At 71.4% G+C, this 21,145-nt stretch carries 15 protein-coding genes; 10 read left to right on the top strand and 5 right to left on the bottom strand.

Annotation, left to right across the window (positions count from 1 at the left end; translation table 11 throughout):
* The first annotated feature begins 106 nt into the window (after positions 1-106).
* The 6 genes from ACZ6O2_RS28755 (at position 107) to ACZ6O2_RS28780 (ending at position 10,869) form a co-directional block, all read left to right on the top strand.
* Positions 107-1,366 carry an ABC transporter substrate-binding protein gene (locus tag ACZ6O2_RS28755; protein ID WP_466025030.1) on the top strand — a complete coding sequence of 420 codons (1,260 nt, stop codon included), beginning with the start codon at positions 107-109 and terminating at the stop codon, positions 1,364-1,366.
* Positions 1,367-1,433: 67 nt separating this feature from the next.
* Positions 1,434-2,369 (top strand): carbohydrate ABC transporter permease, encoded by a 936-nt coding sequence (locus tag ACZ6O2_RS28760; RefSeq protein WP_466025031.1) that lies wholly within the window; start codon positions 1,434-1,436, stop codon positions 2,367-2,369.
* Positions 2,366-3,250 (top strand): carbohydrate ABC transporter permease, encoded by an 885-nt coding sequence (locus tag ACZ6O2_RS28765; RefSeq protein WP_350709894.1) that lies wholly within the window; start codon positions 2,366-2,368, stop codon positions 3,248-3,250. The genes ACZ6O2_RS28760 and ACZ6O2_RS28765 overlap by 4 nt, the downstream gene beginning before the upstream one ends.
* Before the next feature lie 95 nt (positions 3,251-3,345).
* Positions 3,346-5,418 carry an NHL repeat-containing protein gene (locus ACZ6O2_RS28770; protein ID WP_466025032.1) on the top strand — a complete coding sequence of 691 codons (2,073 nt, stop codon included), beginning with the start codon at positions 3,346-3,348 and terminating at the stop codon, positions 5,416-5,418.
* 85 nt (positions 5,419-5,503) lie between these two features.
* Entirely contained in the window at positions 5,504-7,978 is a 2,475-nt protein-coding gene (locus ACZ6O2_RS28775) for an NHL repeat-containing protein (protein ID WP_466025033.1), read from the top strand.
* Positions 7,975-10,869 carry a carbohydrate binding domain-containing protein gene (locus ACZ6O2_RS28780; protein WP_466025034.1) on the top strand — a complete coding sequence of 965 codons (2,895 nt, stop codon included), beginning with the start codon at positions 7,975-7,977 and terminating at the stop codon, positions 10,867-10,869. The genes ACZ6O2_RS28775 and ACZ6O2_RS28780 overlap by 4 nt, the downstream gene beginning before the upstream one ends.
* Before the next feature lie 33 nt (positions 10,870-10,902).
* On the opposite strand, the gene ACZ6O2_RS28785 is transcribed toward ACZ6O2_RS28780, so the two are convergent.
* From ACZ6O2_RS28785 to ACZ6O2_RS28795, 3 genes are read right to left on the bottom strand one after another with little or no spacing between them, the layout of a single operon-like run.
* Positions 10,903-12,396 (bottom strand): DUF4127 family protein, encoded by a 1,494-nt coding sequence (locus ACZ6O2_RS28785; protein ID WP_466025035.1) that lies wholly within the window; start codon positions 12,394-12,396, stop codon positions 10,903-10,905.
* A 33-nt stretch (positions 12,397-12,429) separates the two neighbouring features.
* Positions 12,430-13,737 (bottom strand): enolase C-terminal domain-like protein, encoded by a 1,308-nt coding sequence (locus ACZ6O2_RS28790; protein ID WP_466025036.1) that lies wholly within the window; start codon positions 13,735-13,737, stop codon positions 12,430-12,432.
* On the bottom strand, positions 13,721-14,968 hold the full coding sequence (locus ACZ6O2_RS28795) for an AGE family epimerase/isomerase (RefSeq protein WP_466025037.1): 1,248 nt from the start codon (positions 14,966-14,968) through the stop codon (positions 13,721-13,723). Before ACZ6O2_RS28795 ends, ACZ6O2_RS28790 begins: the two co-directional genes overlap by 17 nt.
* A 103-nt stretch (positions 14,969-15,071) precedes the next feature.
* On the opposite strand from ACZ6O2_RS28795, the gene ACZ6O2_RS28800 reads away from it, so the two are divergent.
* From ACZ6O2_RS28800 to ACZ6O2_RS28810, 3 genes are all read left to right on the top strand, one after another.
* Positions 15,072-16,046 carry a LacI family DNA-binding transcriptional regulator gene (locus tag ACZ6O2_RS28800; RefSeq protein WP_466025038.1) on the top strand — a complete coding sequence of 325 codons (975 nt, stop codon included), beginning with the start codon at positions 15,072-15,074 and terminating at the stop codon, positions 16,044-16,046.
* Between the two features lie 79 nt (positions 16,047-16,125).
* Positions 16,126-16,899, top strand: coding sequence for a 6-phosphogluconolactonase (locus ACZ6O2_RS28805; protein ID WP_466025039.1), 774 nt, complete (start codon positions 16,126-16,128; stop codon positions 16,897-16,899).
* Positions 16,896-18,077: an N-acetylglucosamine-6-phosphate deacetylase gene (locus ACZ6O2_RS28810; protein ID WP_466025040.1), complete on the top strand. Its 1,182-nt coding sequence runs from the start codon at positions 16,896-16,898 to the stop codon at positions 18,075-18,077. Before ACZ6O2_RS28805 ends, ACZ6O2_RS28810 begins: the two co-directional genes overlap by 4 nt.
* Before the next feature lie 53 nt (positions 18,078-18,130).
* Here the strand turns inward: ACZ6O2_RS28810 and ACZ6O2_RS28815 are convergent, their stop codons facing one another.
* The gene (locus ACZ6O2_RS28815) at positions 18,131-18,547 is read right to left on the bottom strand and encodes an MmcQ/YjbR family DNA-binding protein (RefSeq protein WP_466025041.1); all 417 of its coding nucleotides are present in this window, start codon (positions 18,545-18,547) and stop codon (positions 18,131-18,133) included.
* Positions 18,548-18,834: 287 nt separating this feature from the next.
* On the opposite strand from ACZ6O2_RS28815, the gene pdxY reads away from it, so the two are divergent.
* Entirely contained in the window at positions 18,835-19,686 is an 852-nt protein-coding gene (gene pdxY / locus ACZ6O2_RS28820) for a pyridoxal kinase PdxY (RefSeq protein WP_466025042.1), read from the top strand.
* A gap of 116 nt (positions 19,687-19,802) precedes the next feature.
* On the opposite strand, the gene ACZ6O2_RS28825 is transcribed toward pdxY, so the two are convergent.
* Positions 19,803-21,053, bottom strand: a complete 1,251-nt coding sequence (locus ACZ6O2_RS28825) for an MFS transporter (protein WP_466025043.1) — start codon at positions 21,051-21,053, stop codon at positions 19,803-19,805.
* Positions 21,054-21,145 lie beyond the last annotated feature (92 nt).

Genomic DNA, 21,145 nt, shown 5'->3' on the forward strand with positions numbered 1-21,145 from the left:
CCTATCGATGCCCTTGACCGGTGGCGGTGCCGACGCTAGGTTCTCTGCAACCGATTGCACGATGAAAAGCAGGCGGGGGCAGGCTGTTTCAGAAAGAGGGGGCGGCATGAGCGGTAATTCCAGACTCCGATTGGGCGCCGTGGTGCTGACGGTGACGCTGGCCGTCGCCGGCTGCAACGGCGGGGACAGCGCGATGCCGACGGACCCGGGTGCCGTCGAGGGCTCGGTGACCTTCTGGACCTACCCCATCGGGGACAGCGGCAAGGACAGCTACTGGGATCCGGTGGTCGAGCAGTTCAAGCAGAAGTACCCGAAGGTCGACGTCGACGTCGTGGTGCAACCGTTCACCAACCGCGAGGAAACCCTCGTCACGGCGATCGCCGGCAAGCAGGGCCCCGACGTCGTCTACTTCAACCCCGACTTCATCCCCAAGTTCGCCGTCGAGGGCGTGCTGGAGCCCGTCGAGGACGTGATCGCCGACGACCGGGACGACTTCACGCCGGCGGCGCTCGACGCGATGTCGTGGGACGGGAAGCTCTACGGCGTGCCGCTGCTGATGCAGGCGCTGATCGGCGTGTGCAACAAGCAGGTGCTCGCCGCCTCCGGGGTGGAGAAGTGCCCGGAGACCTGGGCGGACATCGAGCAGATGGCGCCGAAGGTGAAGGCGGCCGGATACGTCCCGACCGACTACGTGGCCGCGCAGACCCTGACCCTCAACCACAGCTTCTACCCCTACCTCTGGCAGGCCGGCGGCGAGGTCCTGACCGCCGACGGCAAGAAGGCGGCGTTCAACAGCCCCGAGGGGCTGCGGGCCCTGGAGTTCGTCAAGAAGCTGGTCGACAACGGGTGGACCTCGCAGCAGAGCCTGACCACGGCCGAGACGCTGGAGCAGAGCGCGCTGGGGCAGGGCAAGCAGGCCTACTCGCCCAACAACACGACCGCCAGCCTGGCGAAGCTGTTCAAGCCGGAGGAGCTGGTGGTCAGCCAGCCGCTCACCGACAAGGTGCAGGTCGCCGCCGGCTCGGTGGGTGGGCTGTCGGTGCTGGCCGGCAGCGACGCCAAGGCCGCGTCGAAGGCGTGGATCGACTTCCTGACCAGCCCGGAACACATGCGGTCCTTCGACCAGAAGAACGGCTACTACGCGCCGAGGAAGTCCGTCACGGGGCTGTACTCGGACAACCCGGGGATGGCCGAGGGCGAGAAGCACCTGGACGTCATCCGGTCGGGCGTCATCCACCCGAAGGCGCGGGAGATCATGAACCTGATCAAGCCGCACCTGCAGGCCGTGCTGCTCGGCAAGACCGCACCCGGGGACGCGCTCGCCGCGGCGGAGAAGGACGTCAACGCGCTCCTCGAGCGCCGCTGATTCACATTCGACGGTCGCAGGCGTGGCCGTGCCCGGCACGCCTGCGACCACCGGCGAAGGAGGTGTGGTGAGCGAGCAGGCCGTAGGGACAGTCCAGCCAGTGCCGCAGTCGGGGGCACGACGCGCGAGAAGGCCCTGGTGGCGCTCGCGGGCCGCCTTCGCCGGCTACCTGTTCATCCTGCCGTACGTCCTCTTCTTCCTGGTGTTCCGGATCATCCCCGCGGTCATGGGCATGTTCCTCAGCCTGGGCGACTACGGGATCGCCGGCACCTTCACCTTCGTGGGGACGGAGAACTTCACCCGGCTGTTCGGCGATTCGCTGTTCTGGAACTCGCTGAAGGTCACGGCCTACTACACCCTGCTCACCATCCCGCTCAGCCTGGGGGTGTCCCTGGCGATGGCGACGCTGTGCGACCGGACCCTGCGCGGGATGAGCATCTACCGCTCCATCTTCTTCCTCCCGGTCGTCACCAGCACGGTCATGTCCGGAATCATCTGGGTGTGGATCTTCGAGGTCGACGGTCCGCTCAACTGGCTGCTCAACCTCGTCGGCATCCCGGACGTGGGCTGGTTGCAGAGCGAGGCCATGGTCATTCCCGCGCTGGCGATCGTGAGCGCGTGGAAGGGCTTCGGCTACAACATGCTCATCCTGCTCGCCGGAATGCTCGCCATCCCCAACGAGTACTACGAGGCCGCCCACGTCGACGGGGCCGGGTGGCGGCGCCGTTACTGGCACGTCACGCTGCCGCTGCTGAAGCCGGCTCTCTTCTTCGTCCTGGTCCTGGAGATCATCGGATCCTTCCAGGTGTTCGACACCATCTACGTGATGACCGGCGGCGGCCCGGTGCGGGCGAGCTACTCGCTGACGTACATGATCTACGACCAGGGCTTCGGCTACTTCGACTTCGGTTACGCCAGCGCCGCCGGCGTCGTCCTGCTGGTCATCACCCTCATCACCTCGCTGATCCAGCACCGCCTGATGAACAAGGGGAAGTCGGCATGAGCACCACGGTCGCGCACGCCCCCGCCCCACCGACGGCCAGCACACCGCAGACTCCCGTACGACGGCCCGACCGGCGGCGGCGCCGGGCCCTGTGGATGCACGTGCCGCTGGCGCTCTGCGCGGTGGTGACGTTCTTCCCCTTCTGGGCGATGCTCGTGCTGTCCCTGCAACCGAAGCAGGGTGTGGAGCTGCCGGGCTCGTTGCTGCCGGACAGCATCTCCTTCGACGCGTACGCCGACGCCCTCGGCAGCAACCAGGTGTACGAGTGGGCCCTCAACTCGGCGGTCTACTCGTTGGCGTCGGTGGTCCTCGTCCTGCTCTTCGCCTCGATGGCGGGTTACGCGTTCGCCAAGAAGCGGTTTCTGGGCAGGGAGTTCGTCTTCTGGTTGTTCGTCGCGATGCTCATGGTGCCGGGGCACCTGACGCTCATCCCGCTGTTCATCATGGTGTCGGAGATGGGTGGCCTCGACACGATGTGGGGGATGGTCGTCCCCACCATCGCCAACGCCCAGGCCATGTTCCTGATGCGGCAGTTCATCCAGGAGATCCCCGACGAGCTGATCGAGGCGGCCCGCATCGACGGGGCGAGCGAGTTCCGGGTCTACTGGTCGATCATCCTGCCGCAGACCAAGCCGATCATGGCCACGCTCGGCACCTTCGTCTTCCTGTGGCACTGGAACGACTTCCTCTGGCCCCTGGTGTCCCAGCGCAGTCCCGGCAACTACGTGCTGACGGTGGGTCTGAACAGCCTCCAGGAGCAGGACACCGAACTGGCCACCACGATGGCCGCCTCCGTCATCACCTTCGTCCCCACCGTCGTGGTCTTCGTCCTCCTGCAGCGGTTCTTCGTCCGCGGCGTGATGATGAGCGGCCTCAAGTAGCGGCGTCACGCGCTCAGCGGCACGCCTTCCACCTGTCTTTGCCATCGATTGCAGTACCACGAGGCGCAATCCGGACGAACAGAAGAGGTGCCCCCATGCGATCGCTCCTGCCCAGCGGACTCCGGCGAGGTTCGGTCGTCCTCGCCGCCTGTCTCCCGCTCCTCCTGCTGACGACCACCGCCGCCCCGGCGGCACCCCCCGCTGTCGTGGCGACCGCCGGCCACGTCACCGACCTGGGACCGGCGCTCTACACCGTGAACGTCCGCAACGCCGAATTCGGGACCCTGCCCGACGGCACGCCGGTGACCTACGCGATCTCCAACGGCACCCCGGCCAGCTTCACCGTCGTCGACACCCGCGACGGCAGGCGGATCACGGCCATCCCGCTCGACGGCTACACCGTCGGCGGATGGGTGGAGCTGGCACCCGACGGCACCGTCTACTTCTCCGTACGCGCCCCCACGCCGGCGGCCGTGTTCCGCTTCCACCCGGACACCATGCGGCTGGAGCATCTCGGTGGGATCGCCGGGGAGACCGCCCTCTACTCGGCCACCTTCGACGCGGACGGCGTCCTGTACTTCGGCACCTACCCGCACGCGAAGCTCGTGTCGTTCGACCCGGCGACCGGCCGGTTCCGCGACTACGGCAGCCTCACCACCGACGCCGCCTACGTCTTCTCCGTCGGGATCGTGGCAGGCAAGGTCTGGGCCGGCACCGGACCGGTGCCCCACCTCTACCAGGTCGACCCGCGATCCGGTCAGACCACCGAGATGTCGGTGCCCGCGCCCCTGCTCGAGAACACCGACTGGTTCATCGGCATCGAGCCCCGCGACGACCTGGTCTTCGTGCGGCTCTCCCCGCGCGGCACGTACGACATGGCGGTGTACGACCTGAAGCGCGAGCGGTGGCTCGACCAGGTCATCGGCAACACCTTCGGCGCGGAACCCACCGCCCAGGGGCGCGACGGCACCTTCTACCTGATGGCCGGCGGAACCCTCGCCGGCTACCAGGTGCCCGCCCGGCGTCGCGTCTCGACCGGATTCGAGGACAGCGCCCTGCCGGCCCAGCTGGCCGACGCCGTCGGCACGTACGCGATGAGCGTCATGGACCTGCGTGAACCGCTCTTCCCCGGCGAGACCGTGGTGGGCATCGACACCGATGGTCGCCTCTGGCACTACAACCTCGCCACCAGGCGGTCCCGGATCGTCCCCGCCGACGTGCTGGGCTCACCCGCCGGGGCGCACAGCATGGGCGTCGGCCCCGACGGCACCGTGTACATGGGCGCCTACCTCAGCAGCGGCGTGATGAGCCGGATCGACCAGGAGTCGCAGCAGGTCGAGCAGATCCGCGGGCCCAAGCAGGCCGACGCGATCGTCAGCCACAACGGGACGATCGCGGTGAGTTCCTACCCGGGTGCCGTCGTGCACACCGGCGACCCGGCGCAGCCCTGGGCCTGGGGCACCAATCCGCGCAAGGTGCTGGAACTCGGCCGGGGCGAGCCGCACTTCCAGGACCGGATCTTCGACATGACCTCGGCGGGGGAGCGGCTCGCGGTCGGCAGCGTCCCGGACTACGGGCAGCTCGGCGGCGCGCTGACCCTCGTCGACCCCGCCACCGGGGCCGCCGAGGTCCACCGCGACGTCGTCGACGGCCAGAGCGTCGTCTCGCTCGCCTACCGGGACGGGGTCGTCTACGGCGGCACGTCGATCCACGGCGGGCTGTCCAGCGAGCCGACGCAGGACCAGGCGCGGCTGTTCGCCTGGGACGTGGCCGCCGGCCGGCTCGCGTGGAGCGACGTGGTCGTGCCGGGCGCGACGGTCATCCACGAACTCGAGTTCGGCCCCGACGGAATGCTGTGGGGGATGGCCGACGACGGCACCGTCTTCGCGTACGACCCGGGTCAGCGGAAGGTGCTCCGGTCGGTCGCGACCGGCCTGCGCAACACCAACACCTGGGGCCGGGTCTCGTCGCTGTACCACCGCCCGGCCGACGGGCGCTTCTACGGCAACGCCGGTGGCCGGCTCTTCCGGTTCGACCCGACGGCGCTGGCGATCGAGGTGCTCGTCGAGACCGGCGTACGGGAGTCGGCGATGGACGGGCAGGGCCGGATCTACTTCGCCGACGCCACCCACGTCTACCGCTTCGATCCCGCGACGACACACCAGTAGCGCCCACCCCGGCCCGCTCGCCCCGGCGAGCGGGCCGGCCCGTCTCGCCCATCGTCCCGTCCCGCGTCGACCGAAAGGTGACACCATGCCAGGTTCATCCAGACCCGGCCCACGCATCCGCCGCAGGGCGTCGCTCGCCCTGCTCCTGTGCGCGGCGGTAATCGCCGCCCTCACCGCGCCCGCACACGCGTCACCGACACCAGAGACGAGCGCCGCCGCCGTGAAGCACGACCCGATGGCCGAGTTCGTGGACCTCGGCTCGATGTACACCGCCAACGTGCGGCTCGCGGCGATGGACGTACGCCCCGACGGCACCCCCGTCGTCTACGGCTTCAGCGACGGCACCCCGGTGAGCTTCAACGCCATCGACGCCCGCACCGGCGAACTGCTGCACACCACGACCTTTCCGGGCTACACCGTCGCCAGTTCCATCGTGGTGGACGACTCCGGGCTGGTCTACCTCAGCGTCCGGGCACCCAACGACGGCACCCTGTGGCGGTACGACCCCGCAACCGACCAGGTGACCAAGATCGCCACGGGGGTGGTCGGTGAGGGGATGCTGCGGACGCTGCTGATCAGGGACGGCATCCTCTACGGCACCACCTACCCGGACGCCAAGGTCTACTCCTACGACCCCGCCGCCGGGGCGTTCCGCGACTACGGCGGTATGACGGCCGACGGGGACTACGCCTGGGGCTTCGACGAGGTCGGCGGCAAGCTCTGGGTCGGCACGGGCGCCGTCCCGCACCTGTTCAGCCTCGACCCGGCGACCGGCGGGAAGACCGAGATCCCGCTGCCGGAGCCGGTGGCGTCGAGGGCCAGCTTCATCAACCGGGTGACCCGCCACGGTGACCTGGTGTTCGTGCAGTACTCACCGACCCTGGACGGCCGGAACCACCTCGTCTACGACCTCTCCGCCGGGCAGTGGTGCTGCACCGACACGGTCGGGCAGCCGATCGCCTTCGGACACATGACCCGTGGTGCGGTGGACGGCCGCTTCTTCTACGCCTCCGGAGACGAGGTCCAGGGCTACGACGTCGCCACCCGGCAGACGGCCTCCATCGGTTGGGAGGACAGCCCCCTCGCCGCGGCGCTCGGCACCACCCGTGCCTTCGAGCCGATGCGACTCGGCACCCCGCAGTTCCCGGGCACGACTCTGGTGGGCATGCGTGGAGACGGCACGATCTGGCGGTACAACCTGCAGAACCGTACCGGCGACATCCTGCCGAACGTCATCCAGAGCACCCCGGCGACGGTCCACTCGGTCGGCACCGGCCCCGACGGAAACGCGTACTTCGGCGCCTACCTGAGCGCTGGCGTCATGGCCCGGGTCAACCGGGAAACGGGCCAGCTTGAGCAGCTGTCGGGGCCGAAGCAGGCCGACAGCATCACCACCCACGGCAACCGGATCGTGGTGGGCAGCTACCCCGGCGCGGAGTACTACGCGGGCGAGGTCGGTGGTGACGTCGCCTGGGACTGGGGCCGCAACCCCCGGCATTTGTTCTCGCTCGGCCGCGCCGAGTTCGGGCAGGACCGGCCGGTGACCCTCGTGTCGGCCGGTGATCTCGTGGTCGGCGGCACCGTCCCCGACTACGGGGAGCTGGGCGGCGGTCTCGTGGTCTTCGACCCGGCCAGCGGGGCGTACCGGTTCCACCGCGACGTCGTACCGGACCAGAGCGTGACCGCGCTGACCACGGTCGGTGGGCTCGTCGTCGGCGGCACCTCGATCCACGGCGGGCTGTCGAGTACCCCGACCCGGGACCGGGCCGAACTGTTCGTCTGGGACGTCGAGGCCGGTGAGAGGCTCTGGAGTGGCCCCGTGGTGGGCGGCGGCGAGGTGGTCCAGGCGCTCACCGTCGGCCCGAACGGCATGGTGTGGGGCCTGGTCGGGGACGGCACCGTCTTCGAGTTCGACCCGCGTACCCGTACCGTCACCCGTTCCTTCGACTCCGGATTCGCCGACGGCAACCTGTGGGGCTTCCGCACCGAGCTGTTCTACCGCGCCGCGGATGCCCGCTTCTACGGCAACGCCGGAGGGAAGCTGTTCTGGTTCGACCCGCAGACCCTGGAACACGGGCTGGTCCTGGGCCAGGACGTCCGCATCGCCGGCATGGACCGCGACGAGACGATCTACGTCGCGAACAACACCAACGTGTTCCGGTGGGAACCCGCCGACGACCCGCGCGACTGCGACGCGTCCGTCACGGGTACGCACGACGGCCCCCTCCGGGTCACCGCCGGCAAGACCTGCGTCACCGGCGCGGTGGTCAACGGCCCGATCCAGGTCGGCGCCGGGGCGAGCGTCCGGATCGAGGACTCCCACGTGCACGGTGGCGTGACCACGGACCAGGCCCGGGTGGTGAGCGTCGTCCGGTCCCGCGTCGACGGGGCGGTGTCGATCACGAGTACCAGCGGAAGTGTGCTGCTGTCCGGCAACACCATCGACGGCGCGCTCGGCTGCGCGGAGAACGGCTGGGCGCCGACCGACGACGGCGTCCGCAACGCGGTGACCGGACAGGTGTCAGGGCAGTGCGTCGGACTGAAGGGAGAGTTGCCGTGAGCGACAACCGACGGCGCCGGGCCTGGGCCCGGTGGATGCTGAGCGCGGTGGTGCTGGCGCCGGTTGCGCTCCTGGCGCCACCCGCGAGCGCCGGTACGACCGGCGTGACCGCGGGCACCAGCGGGAACCTGCTGGCGAACGCGAGCTTCGAGGAGGCGGGTCCGGACGGCCTGCCCGCGAGCTGGTCCCCGCTGTTCGCCGGCTCGGAGAAGTACTACTCCCTCGACGACACCGACGCCAGCGACGGTGCTCGGAGCCTGCGGGTGCGCGACGCGAGCACGACCGCCGGCGCCGGCCTGCGACCCGCGCGCGTACCGGTGACCGGGGGCACGAACTACACGTTCTCGATGGACCTCAAGCTCGCCAGCGGCGTCCTGCAACCGACGGTCTACTTCTACGACTCCGCCGGCGCCCGGATAGCCCAGCCCTACCAGGTGCTGCGCCCCGCACTCGGGGCCTGGGACCGCCAGGCGGCGACGTTCCCGGCGCCGGCCGGCGCGGTCAGCGCGGAGCCGGTCATCTACTCCAGTTCGGTCGGCACCGCCGACGGCCTCGTCGACTCGGTCGCGTTCGCCGCCACCGGCCCCGCTCCACAGCCGCCGGCCGGCGTCGAGCAGGATCTGGGCGAGCCGATCGCCGGCATCACCAACGCCGGGGCGGGCTACACCACCGACTCGGCCGGACGGGACATCGGGGTGGTCATCGGCGGTGGCAGTCCCTCGACGTTCAGCGCGGTGGACATCGTGACCGGTGCGCGCCTGATGAGCCGGACGATGCCGAACGTGATCATGTCCTGGTCGTTCGTCACGACCGCCGACCGCGACATCTACATCGGCACCCAGACCAAGGGGGAGGTGTGGCGGTTCGACCCGGACGACCTCACCCTCGATCTCGTCGCCACCGCGCCGTTCGGTCAGACGCACCTGTGGTCGGCGACCCTCGACGACCGCGGCCGGCCGGTGTGGGGCACCTATCCGGACGGCAAGGTGATCGCCTACGACCCGGCCACGGGGCAGTGGCAGGACTACGGGGTGCAGGTCGAGGGCAACATCTACGTGCGCAGCATCGACTCCGACGGCCGGTACGTGTACGCCGGCGGCGGCGCACTGCGGGCCAGCCTCACCCGCCTCGACACGCACACCGGCGAGATCCGGGAGATCCCGCTGCCACCCGGGCACGACGCCGACACCTTCCTCTACGACGTGACCGTCTCCGGCGGGCTGCTCTTCGCCCGGCCGACACCCTCGACCGACCTGCTCGTCTACTCGCTGGCCGAGCAGGCGTGGGTGGACGTCGTACCCCAGGTCGTGGGTCTGGCGGTGTCTCCCGAGGTGAGCACCGAGGACAGCGGCGTACGCCGGCGCGAGGCGCTGATCGTGCCGATCGACGGTGCGGTGATCGCCTACGACCTCGACACCCGGCAGCAGCGCCGGATCTCCATGAACCTCCAGGGATCCGCGGCCCGTGGCTGGGCCCTGATGGAGCTGGGCACCGACGGGTTCCCCGGCACGTCCGTGGTGACCGCGACCAGCAAGTCGATCTTCCACGCCTGGAACCCCGCCACCGGGCGGACGGCCGCGGTGCGCGCCGACGCGGAGCTGACGCCGTTCCTGATCCGGTCGATGGCGACCGGTCCGCGCGGCGACGTCTACGTCGGCGGGTACGGATCCCCGCCGGGGATCGCCCGGGTGGACGTGGACAGCGGCGCGACCGAGCCGCTCAACGGTGTCGGACAGACCGAGGGGCTCGTCGCCCACGGCGACCATCTCGTCTTCGGCACCTATCCGGGAGCGCGGGTCTACACCTACGACACCACCCGGCCGTGGGATCCGGCGACGAACCCGGTGACGGCCCGCGACCGGGTCGTCTCGCTGGGCAGTCACCAGGATCGACCACTCGGCTGGGCCAGCGCCGGTGACGTGGTGGCCATCGGCTCGATGCCGGACTACGGGCAGCTCGGCGGAGCGCTGTCCCTGTTCAACCCGTCGACCGGAGACCTGCGGGTGTTCCGCGACGTCGTCAAGGACCAGACCCCGCTCGCCCTGGCCTACCGGGACGGCCTCGTCTACGGCGGCACCGGCATCTGGGGCGGCATCGGCATCGAACCGACCACCAGCGAGGGCAAGCTGTTCGTCTTCGACCCGGCGACCGGGAAGGTGGTCTTCGAGACCGTGCCCGTCCCCGGGGAGGAGAACGTCTCGGCCCTCACCTTCGACGACGACGGCAACCTGTGGGGCTTCACCGCGAACGCGCTGTTCAAGTTCGACCCGGACACGCGCACCGTGGTGCTCCGCAAGACCTACTTCGGCGTGGACGACAGCAAGATCTACGCGACCGGCCGGGAGCTCTTCTGGCACCACGGGAAGCTCGTCGGCACCTCGACCGGCCGGCTCTTCGAGATCGACCCCGCGACCCTGCAGATGACGGTTCTGCAGACCGGGATGCAGAACCTGGCCATCGACCGCAACGGCTCCTACTACTACAACCGGGGCAGCACCCTGTACCGGTGGGTGCCGGAGCCCGTGGCGCCCGCCTGCGACCGGACGGTCACCGGAACGCACCACGGCGACCTCGCCGTCTCGGCCGGGACGACCTGCGTCCGGAATGCCGACGTCCGCGGCGACATCGTCGTACGCCCCGGCGCGGGCGTACTCGTGGAGGATTCACAGCTGCAGGGCGGGGTGGAAGCCGACCACGCGCGCGCCGTCTGGCTCCGCCGGGCCCAGGTCCGCGGCGCGGTGAGCGTGGCCGGCACCGGCGGCTGGGTGGTGCTGTCGGGCAACCGGATCGCGGGATCACTGACCTGCACCGGGAACGACAGCGAACCGACCGACCGGGGCGAGCCCAACAGCGTCACCGGCGACAGCCTGGGGCAGTGCGCCGGCATGTGACGGCGGCGGCACCGCCGGCGGGGTGGCAACCGGTCAGGTTGCCGCCCCGCCCGGCGGCGTCAGGTCGAAGTCGACGGTGAAGGTGTACGACCAGGGCAGCCGCGCGTTCGTCACGGTCCAGCCGGACAGCGTCCGGGTACCGGTCGCCCACCGGTGCAGATCCCGCGTGATCCGCGCGTGCACGTCGGGCAGCTCGTCGAGCGGTGGGTCGGTCAGTCCCCGCCGCGCCGCCTCCTGTTGCAGGCGTCGCCGCACGACCGGCAGGTAGTGCCCGTCCTCGATGATCTTGCGGGCCAGGAACCGGTCGCGGGCCTCCTGCGAGCGCGGGGTGACCGACAGCGCCGGCGTGACACCGGCGGCGAGGGTGGTGCCGATGGTGTTGCCCGCGGTGTTCCAGCCGCCGTAGGACACGAGCCGGCCCAGCAGGCCCCGGTCGTCGAGTCCGGCGAGCAACTGGGGGTCGCTGCCGTTGGCGAAGCGGATGTCCGCCACGGCCACCCGGCGCCCCGCGGCGACGTGGGCCGCGACCGCGTCCGCCACGGCAGTCCAGCCGGTGTCGGCGGACGCGTCGGGTGGGTCGAGCACCCAGTCGCCGGGCTCCGGCGCGGGCGGGTGCACGACGACCACCAGGTCGGCCTCGTCGGCGTCCGTGACCTCCACGGCTCCGAGGGCACGAACCTGGTTGGCGAGGCCGAGCCGCACGGGCCGGTCCTCGTACGGCGCGATCCGGTCCAGGCCGTCCGCGTCCGGGCAGTCGACGGCGATCTTCGGGGCGATTCCCCGGACCTGAGCCGCTACGCGCGCCACGAGCACGCTGGGCACCTCGTCGGCGCCGGGGTAGGTCAGGACGTCGACACCGAGCCGATCGATCCAGCGCTGCAACTGTCGCCGCTCCGCCGCCGGCAGTCCCCGCGGCGCGGTGTCGTCGGACGAGATCACGAGGGTGTCCAGGATCCCGTCGGAGGCCATCTCCAACGCGGCGAGCAGCACGGCGTGGTTGCGCGCGCGCCGGCGCACCAGGTCGGTCACGTAGGCGTCCGGCACCCGCCCACGAGCGGCGGCGACCGCCTCGGCCGTCGCCTCGCCCAGGTCGTGCGCGTCCCAGACGGTCGACAACGCGCCGAGCCGCGCCCCGTGCGTGGCCCAGTAGGCCGGTTCCTGCCGGGAGCGGGCGGCGTTGTCGTACGACGGCAGTCGGGTCACCACGCCGAAGGCGGTGACCGGCACGTCGATCTGGCGCAGGACGTCGAGGCGGGGCAGCACCTGCCCGATCCGGTCGTCGGTGTTGCGCGACGGGATCAGCCCGCCGTGGACGAGCAACTCCAGGGAGACGACGACGTGGTCGACCTCCGTGGAGATCTCCTTGAGCCACCGCGCCAGGGCTGCGGTGTCCGCCGGCTGCCGGAACGACGGCATGGCGGCGGGTGGTGGGGTGACGACCTCCAACCCGGCGCACGCCCCGATGGCGACCGCGTAGCCACGGGTGTTGGGTCTCTCGTCCGGCGGCAGCAGGGCGACGCGGGTCATTTCGTCCTCCTCGGGATCGCGGTCGGTGCGGCGTCAGTAGATGCCGGCCGCTGGTTCGTCGAGGACGACCACGCCGTCGTCGACGGTGACCAGGGACGGCTGCCGAGTGGCGAGGTCGCGGTTGCCGGTCGGCGCGTACTGGCGGCTGTTGTACTCCAGATGCGGGGCGGAGAGGTCGAACACGCTCGCCAGGCGGGCCGAGTGGGCGAGGGCCGCGTCCACCGCCGTGAGGTCCTGCATCGTCACGAAGAGCCCGTGGGCGCGGGCGAAGGCGTACGTGAGCAGGGCGGGCGTCTGGCCCTTGCCGGCCTTCACCACGACTCCCGACCAGCCGTCGCTCCGCACGTGCCGAAGTTGCGCCGGGTCGTGCAGGCTCTCGTCCATCAGTACGGGCCTGCGCCGGCTCTGCTCCCGCACGGCGACCGGATCCGGGCTGCTGCCCCGGGGCCAGGGCTGCTCGACGAAGGCCACCGCCCGGAAGGCGTCGGGTGCCGTCGCCGCGAGGGCGTCCAGCATCGCCCCGAGTGCCCCCGGCCCGGGGTAGCCCTCGTTGGGGTCCACCGACAGCGCCACGTCGGCCGCCCGGGCCGATGCCACCCGATGCACGTCCGCGATCCGCCGCGCGTCGGCGTCGGGATCGCGACCCGCCACCTTGATCTTTACATGGCGTACGCCGTCGCGGCGCAGCCACTCCTCGAGCGACCGCCCGCCGCCGGCGTCGCCGGGCCGCAGCGGGTCGGAGGTGCCGACCACGTGCTGGACCGGCAGCCGCCGGCGCGGTGCGGCCAGGAACTCACCCGGGTACCGGCCGGCCAACGTCGGATCCACGCACGCGAGGTCGTGGGCGAGGTGGTCCCTGGTGTACATGGTGTGCGCCGGGCGGCCCGCCGCCCGTGCCCACGCGTCGTGCAGGGCGTTGTCGACCGCGCCGAGGCACAGCAGCTCCGCCAGCCGGGGTATCGGCTCCGGCGCCGGGGCGTCCTCGACGGCGGCACCGGTGTCGGCCACCGTCGCGTGCAGCCGGAGCCAGGCGCCGACGGGGTCGGCCGGCTCACCGCCCAGCGCGGCGTGCGCGAACCGCTCGGTGAGGCGGCGCAGGGCGGCGTCCCGTCCTCTGACGTCCAGCCGCGACGTCGGCCAGGACCACGGGACGGAGAGCACCGAGGCGCCCCGGCCGGTCGCGGTCTCGCCGCGGCGGTTCGTGGCGACCACGTCGACCAGGGCGAGGGTGAACCAGGTGATGGCGCGACCGCTGATCATGAACGGCTGGTCCAGGTCGATCTTCCGGAAGCGGACCCGGGCGTCGCGGACGGTGATGTCGGTGTCAGCGGTGGCTGTCAACGGGCACCTCGGCACCGAGTTCGACCAGTTGCATGAGGTTCCGGGCGATGTGGAAGGGGTCCTTGACCGGCAACGCCACGACCTGGTCCAGCGGGCGTCCGCCGCGGTCGCGGATCTGGACCCACTCCTCGCCCTCGTCCCGGCCGGGGAACGTCCTGAGGGTGTAGTCCCAGATCAGCTCCGCCCACCGCCCGGCGTCGCGGTCGCCGTAGCGGCGTGCGGCCAGCGCCGTCGTGTACGCCGCCTCGGTGTGCACCCACCACAGCTTCGTGCTCCAGGTCGACCGGACCAGCCTCTCGTAGGGCGTGTCACCCCCGGTGCCGCGCGGCTCCGTGGCGCCCTCGGCGTCGACGTAGCGGAAGAGCCCACCGTGCCGGCTGTCCCAGGCCGAGGCGCAGAGGGCCTCGATGCTGGTCAGCAGTTCGGCGTCGGTGACCTCGTCACTCTCGCCGACAAGGTCACCCGCCTCCAGGGCGACCCAGACGCCTTCGAGGGCGTGGCCGGGGACCCGGTGCCGGGCGACGAGGGTGGTGTCGTCGGGCAGGTCGGGAATCATCTCCCGGAAGGTGCCGTCGGGCGTGCGGTGGCGGAGCATGGCGTCGCGGTCGGCGGCGAGGTCGGCCAGCGTGTCCGAGGTCGTCCGGTCGAGGTGGAGCAGGGCCCGCGCGTGTTCCAGGCGGGTGTTGAGCAGGATCATCCGGGGGCCGAAGGCGACATGCCCGTCGGGGACGGCGTACGGCGGCGTCGCCGCGCGGTTCGCCCGGATGTCCGCGGTCGCCCGGGACAGCAGCGGCTCGGCGAGCTCCAGCCACGCCGTCGACCCGGTCGTGCGGGCCAGTTCGGCCAGTCCCATCACGACGAAGCAGTCCGCGTAGACGCTGTGCGTCTCGCCGGCCGGACCGTGGGTGGGGGCGCCGTCCGCGGTGACCACGAAGTGGCAGGTGCCGTCGGGCCGGACCACATGGTCGGCGAGGAACCGGGCGCCGCGTTCGGCCAGTGCCACCAGGCGGTCGGCGTCGACGTCCAGCAGGCCGTCCGTGGCCAGCCGGGCCGCTCGCGCGAGCAGCCACACGAACCGCCCCTGCGACCAGGTGAACTTGTCGGTGGAGACGAGATGGCGACCGCGGTTGTCGAAGCAGGTGTGGAAGCCGCCCCGCCGCTCGTCGACGCCGTGGCGCAGCCAGAAGGGCAGGATCACGTTCTCGAGTTGGCTCCGGGCCTCAGACGTCATCCGACCCCTCCTGGTGCAATCGCTTGCATACCGTGTCGGTGGCTAGAGTAGCGGCACGCTTCACATTCAGCGAGCGCGGCGACACCCGAAACAGGAGGACCGAATGAAGCGGCCGACGATCTACTCGATCGCAGAGGCGTGTGGCGTGTCCGCGTCGACCGTCTCGCGTGCCTTCAGCCGGCCGCACGTGGTGAACGCCGAGCTCCGGGAACGCATCCACGCCGCGGCCCGCGAGGTGGGCTATCAGCCCAACAAGGCCGCGCGCGGCCTGGTGACCGGGCGGACGGGCCTGATCGGACTGCTCGTCCCGGACATCACCAACCCCTTCTTCCCGCCCCTGGTCCGGGCCATCCAGCAGGCGGCCGACAAGCTGGACTCCTCCGTGCTGCTCGTCGACACGGAGGAGAGGGCCGCCGCGGAGCCCCAGCTCATCCGTCACCTCGCCGGCCAGGTCGACGGCCTGCTGCTGGCGTCGCCCCGGTCCTCGTCCGGGCTCAAGGACAAGGTGAACGACCTGCCGTGCGTCGTCATCAACCGGCGGATCCGGGGATTGCCGGGCGTGACCTGCGACAACACGCGCGCCCTACAGGCCGCCGGCCGGCACCTGGAGCAGTTGGGTCACCGCAGGGTCGCCATGATGCGCGGCCCCTCCGCCTCGTGGGCGGCACGCCAGCGGGCCGACGCGATCCACGCGTGGGCGGTCCGGTCCGACGTCACGCTGGTCGACCTCGGGCCCTTCGCGGCGTCCTTCGAGGGCGGGCTGGCGGCGGCGAGGGCCCTGCTGGAGACCGATTGCACCGCCACCTTCGCGTTCGACGACCTGATGGCGTGTGGCGTCCTGGCGGGGCTCGCCGACGCCGGGGTGCGGGTGCCGGAGGAGCGCAGCGTGATCGGCTGCGACGACGTGCTGCTGGCGCGTACCGTCACGCCCCGCCTGACGACCGTGACGGCCCCGGTGCAGCGGCTGGGGCACGTGGCCGTGGAGCTGCTGCAGCGTTGCGGCTCGGGTGAGCCGACCGAGGAGATCCGCCTCGACGGCGAGCTCACCCTCCGCGCCTCGACCGGTCCCGCCGCCTGACCGCTGCCGCAACCTGTTGACCCGCCGAAGCTTCGTCGTTAGGGTCTGTGCAACCGATTGCAGAGCCTGAGGAGACGGAATGGGCGTGCCGGCGGGGCTGAGTGCGGACGACGTGACCCTGCACGTGACAGCGGATCCGGCCGGCGCCGGCGCCGGCGCCGCACGCGTCGCCGCAGACGTCATCCGTGGCGCGATCGCGTCCCGTGGCAGCGCCCGGATCGTGCTGGCGGCGGCGCCCTCGCAGCAGGAGATGCTCGCGGCGCTGGTACGCGATGCCTCGATCGACTGGTCCCGGGTGCACGCCTTCCACATGGACGAGTACGTGGGACTTCCGCAGACGCATCCCCAGGCATTCGGGCAGTGGTTGCAGGAGCGGTTGTCGGTCGCCGGGCTCGGGTCGTTCACGCGACTGCGGCCCGAAGCGGACCCTGTCACCGAGGCCGTCCGCTACGCCACGCTGCTGGCGCAGGGCCCGATCGACCTCACCTGCATGGGCATCGGCGTGAACGGACACATCGCCTTCAACGAGCCCGACGTCGCCCGCTTCGACGACCCGGCCGCCGTGCGGGTGGTCGAACTCGACCCGGTCTCGCGTCAACAGCAGGTCGACGAGGGGTTGTTCGCCCGACTGGAGGACGTGCCGGCCCAGGCGGTCACCCTGACCGTGCCGACGCTGCTGAGCGCGAACTCGATCGTCGTCACCGTGCACGGCCGGCACAAGGCGGCCGCGCTGAGGCTCGCCCTAACCGGACCCATCGGCCCGGCCTGCCCCGCGAGCGCGCTCCGGACGCACCGGTCGGTGTCGGTGCACGCCGACGCGGCAGCCGCGAGCGGCCTGGACGAGCTGACGTGACCCCAGCGGGGCAGCAGACGCGCGTCGAGGGCCGGCTCGCCGACGGCCGCCCCGTGCGGCTGCGGATCTCCGGCGACCGCATCTCGGCCATCGAGGAGACCGAGCCGACGCCGGACCAGCCCACGATCCTTCCCGGGCTGGTGGACCTGCAGGTCAACGGATTCGCCGGCGCGGACGTCAACGCCGACGACGTGTCGGTCGCCACCGTGGCCGAGTTGACCCGGTCGCTGTGTCGCCGGGGCGTCACGTCGTACTGCCCCACGATCATCACGGCCAGCCAGGAGAAGATCCTCTCCACGCTCGACGTGATAGCCGCCGCCCGCGCGAGCGACCCCCTGGTCGCCGACGTCGTCGTCGGCGTACACGTCGAAGGCCCCTACCTGGCCGACGCGGACGGCCCCCGCGGCGCGCACGACCGGCGGCACGTCCGCGACCCGGACCCGCGGGAACTCACGCAGTGGCTCGACGTCGCCCCGGGCCTGGTACGCCTCGTCACGCTGGCGCCCGAACGGCCCGGCGCGACGCGGTACGTCCGCGCCGCCACCGAGGCCGGGATCGTCGTCGGCCTGGGACACACCGCCGCGACACCGGAGCAGGTGCGGGCGGCGGTCCACGCGGGAGCACGGCTCTCCACCCACCTCGGGAACGGGTCGCACACCGTCCTGCCGCGGCATCCCAACCACCTGTGGGCGCAGCTGGCGGAGGAGGCCCTGACGGCGAGCTTCATCGCCGACGGCCACCACCTCCCCGCTGACACGTTCACCGCCATGGTGCGGGCGAAGGGCGTCGAACGCTCGGTCCTGGTCAGCGATTCGGCGGCCCTCGCCGGCTGCCCGCCCGGCGAGTACCGCACCCCGGTCGGCGGCTCGGTCACCGTGGACGCCGACGGCCGGCTCAGCCTGACCGGCACCGAGTTGCTGGCCGGCAGCGGCCGTTCGCTGTTCGACTGCGTCCGGTGGGCGCTGCGGCAGACCAGCTTCGGTCTCGCGGAGGTGTGGTCGATGGCGTCGACCGTGCCGTCCCGGCTGCTCGGATCACCCGACCGGGGAGTCGTCGCCGTGGGGGCCCGAGCCGACCTCGTGCTCGTCCGCGGACCCGACGGCCCGCCACCGCAGGCGGAACCCCGGCTGCTCGCCACGATCGTCGGCGGCGTGGCCCGCCCTGCGAGCGACGGCTGATCCGGCGGCAGGCCGCCAGATGACGACGACGCGACCGCGGCGCCGGGTGAGTGCTACCTGGCCTCCTGGTCGGCTCTGCCCAGGTCCCGGCTCGCCGGATCCGAGTCGTCGTCGAGGTCGCCGACGAGCGGTTCCGGGGCACGCATGCGCCACGCGTCGGTGACGAGTTCCGCCAGGCGATCGACGGTCACCTGCGCCAGCCGCAGCATGACCAGGGGCAGCCCGTCGTACGCGGGCGTGGTGAAGAAGACCTCGGGCTCGCCGAGGAGCAACGCCTGCTTCTCCGCTTCGTCGCCGACGTACAGCACCGCGACGTCGGTGCGGATGAGGCGCGGCGCACCGGGTCTGCGCTCCGGGTAGGACCAGACGAACCCCTTGTCGGCCACCCGGAAGTCGAAGCCGTCACTGTCGACTTCGACCACGTGAGGCAGTGCCAGTGCCAGGCGACGGACGTCGTCGGCGTCAGCCATCGAGGTTGCTCCAGGACATCGCCTCCCGCACAAGCGCAGACTAACCGCTGCGTCGAACGCGGTCGCCGCCGGCCCGCCGGATCCCACCTTCGGTCAGCTTGCCGAGGTGGCCAACAGGTTCCGGATGGCGGCTGCGAGCTGCGGGTCGCTGTGCACGGCTCCAACGGTCTCCGGTGGTGGAAGCCCCCGCCAGTGGTCCTGCCGTCGCGCCAGGGCCCGGAGTGGGTCACCCGACAGAAACGGTGGGCAGTACGTGTGGCACCGGCGGGAACCGGCATGATGAGCCGGTGAAGATCCTGTCCATCCAGTCTTCGGTCGCCTACGGCTACGTCGGCAACTCGGCGGCGGCCTTTCCCCTTCAGCGGCTCGGGCACGAGGTCTGGCCGGTACTGACGGTCCATTTCTCCAACCACACCGGGTACGGCGCGTGGCGGGGGCCGCTGCTGGCGCCGGCCGACGTGGCCGAGGTGATCGCGGGCATCGCGGACCGCGGGGTCCTCGGCAGCGCCGACGCGGTGTTGTCGGGCTACCAGGGTGACCCGGCGATGGGCGCGGTGATCCTCGACGCGGTGGACATGGTCAAGGCGGCCAACGCGGACGCCGTGTACTGCTGCGACCCCGTGATGGGCGACGCCGGCCGCGGGATGTTCGTCCGGCCCGGCATCCCGGAGTTCATGCGGGACGTCGTCGTCCCGCGTGCGGACATCATCACCCCGAATCACTTCGAGCTGGACTTCCTCGCCGGCCGTACGACGAACTCGCTGACGGAGTTGCTGGAGGCGGTCGACGTGGTGCGCGAGACGGGGCCGCGGCACGTCCTGGTCACCAGCGTGCTCCACGGCGACGTGCCGGAGGGGTCGCTGGAGGTGGTGGCCGTCTCGGACGAGGGCGCCTGGGCCGTGACCACGCCGCTGCTGCCGATCAGCCCGAACGGCGGCGGTGACGTCACCGCGGCGCTGTACCTCGCGCATCTGCGGACGACGGGCTCGCCCGCGACGGCACTGGAACGCACCATCGCCTCCGTCTTCGCCGTACTCGAGGCCACCCTCGCGGCGGGCACCCGGGAGATCCAGCTGATCGCAGCCCAGGACGCGATCGCCGAGCCGCCGACCAGGTTCACCGCCCGGCGGCTGCGCTGACGGTGAGCACGGCGTCGGTACGTCTGACGCCTCGCCGGCGGGTCGTGGCCCGGCCACCGCAGAACAGCCGGGAGGACGGGCCAGAGCCTGTCCGGCCGGGATCGGACCCGGCCCGGTCATCGAGCAGCGCTGACGACCGGCCGCGCAGGCCCGGTGGCCGGCGACTGCGTGCCGGAGCGGCGCGGGAGCAGGAACGGAGTGGCCAGGAGCAGCACGCCGGCGACACCGATCGCGAGGCGTACGTCGGTGGCCCCGGCCAGAACGCCCCACAGCGCGGTGAGCACCGCGATCGCCCCGGTGCCCGTGATGTTCCACGCGACCAGCACGCGGCCGACCCGGTCAGCCGGCACCCGATCGAGTCGCTCGGTGGCGAACAGCGGGTTGAACAGGCCGATGCAGGTGATCAGCCCCAGTTCGACCGCGATCACCAGGACCACGCCGGCCGCGCCGGGCATCACGAAGAACAGGCCGATCGGCCACAACGCGCGCAGCGCCCCCGAGACGAGCAGGATCCGGCGGCGCCCGTAGCGGGCTTGCAGACGCGGGGCGAGCTGGGCGCCGACGAATCCGCCGACGCACGGAAGCCCGAACGCCAGGCCGTACTGCCAGGCCGCCCAGCTCAGGTCGCCGAGGAGCAGCACGGCCAGCAGCGGTTCGGTTGCCATGATCAGCGCGTTGACGGTCACGGTGTTCAGGAAGAGCGCGCGCAGTTCACGGTCGGCGAGGATGAACCGCCACCCCTCCGACAGGTCCGCACCGCGTAGCCGGGTGGCCGTCCCGCGCGCCGGGCGCGCCTCCCGCTCCCGGATCATGCCGATCCCGAGCGCGGACAACAGGAACCCGACCGCGTTGGCGATCAGGGTGACAACCGGCCCGATGAGACTGATGGCCGCCCCGCCCAGGGTCGGCCCCACGGCGGTGGCCGTCCAGGTGGTCGACTCGAAACGCCCGTTGGCGGCCAGCAGCTGGTCGGGACCCACGAGCGACTTCAGATAGGCACCGCTCGCGGAGACGAACGCGATGTTCCCGGCCGCCCCGATCACGGAGACCATCAGCAGCTGGGTGTAGGTCAACAGCCCGAACGCGAAGGCGATCGGGATGCTCAGCAGGGCCGCGAAGCGGACGACGTCCGCGGCGATCATGACCGGCTTCTTGCGCTGCCGCTCGACCCAGGGGCCGAGGGGAAGCGCCAGCACCGCACCCACCGCCAGCCCCGCCGCGGCCAACGCGGAGACCGCGGCCGGACCGATGCCGAGCACCTGGATCGCGATCAGCGGGAACGCCCCGAACCCCAACCAGGTACCCATGGTGCTGGCCGCGAACGCCGACCACAACCACCCGAACGAACGCCCCAGACGTTGCCCCACGCTGCCCCTCCAGTCACAACCAATCGTTGACGGCGACGATTCGACCAGCTCGGGTTACCAGGAATCCAACAACAAACGCGCTGGCGAGCCAC

This window comes from Micromonospora sp. NPDC048040, assembly GCF_055587185.1.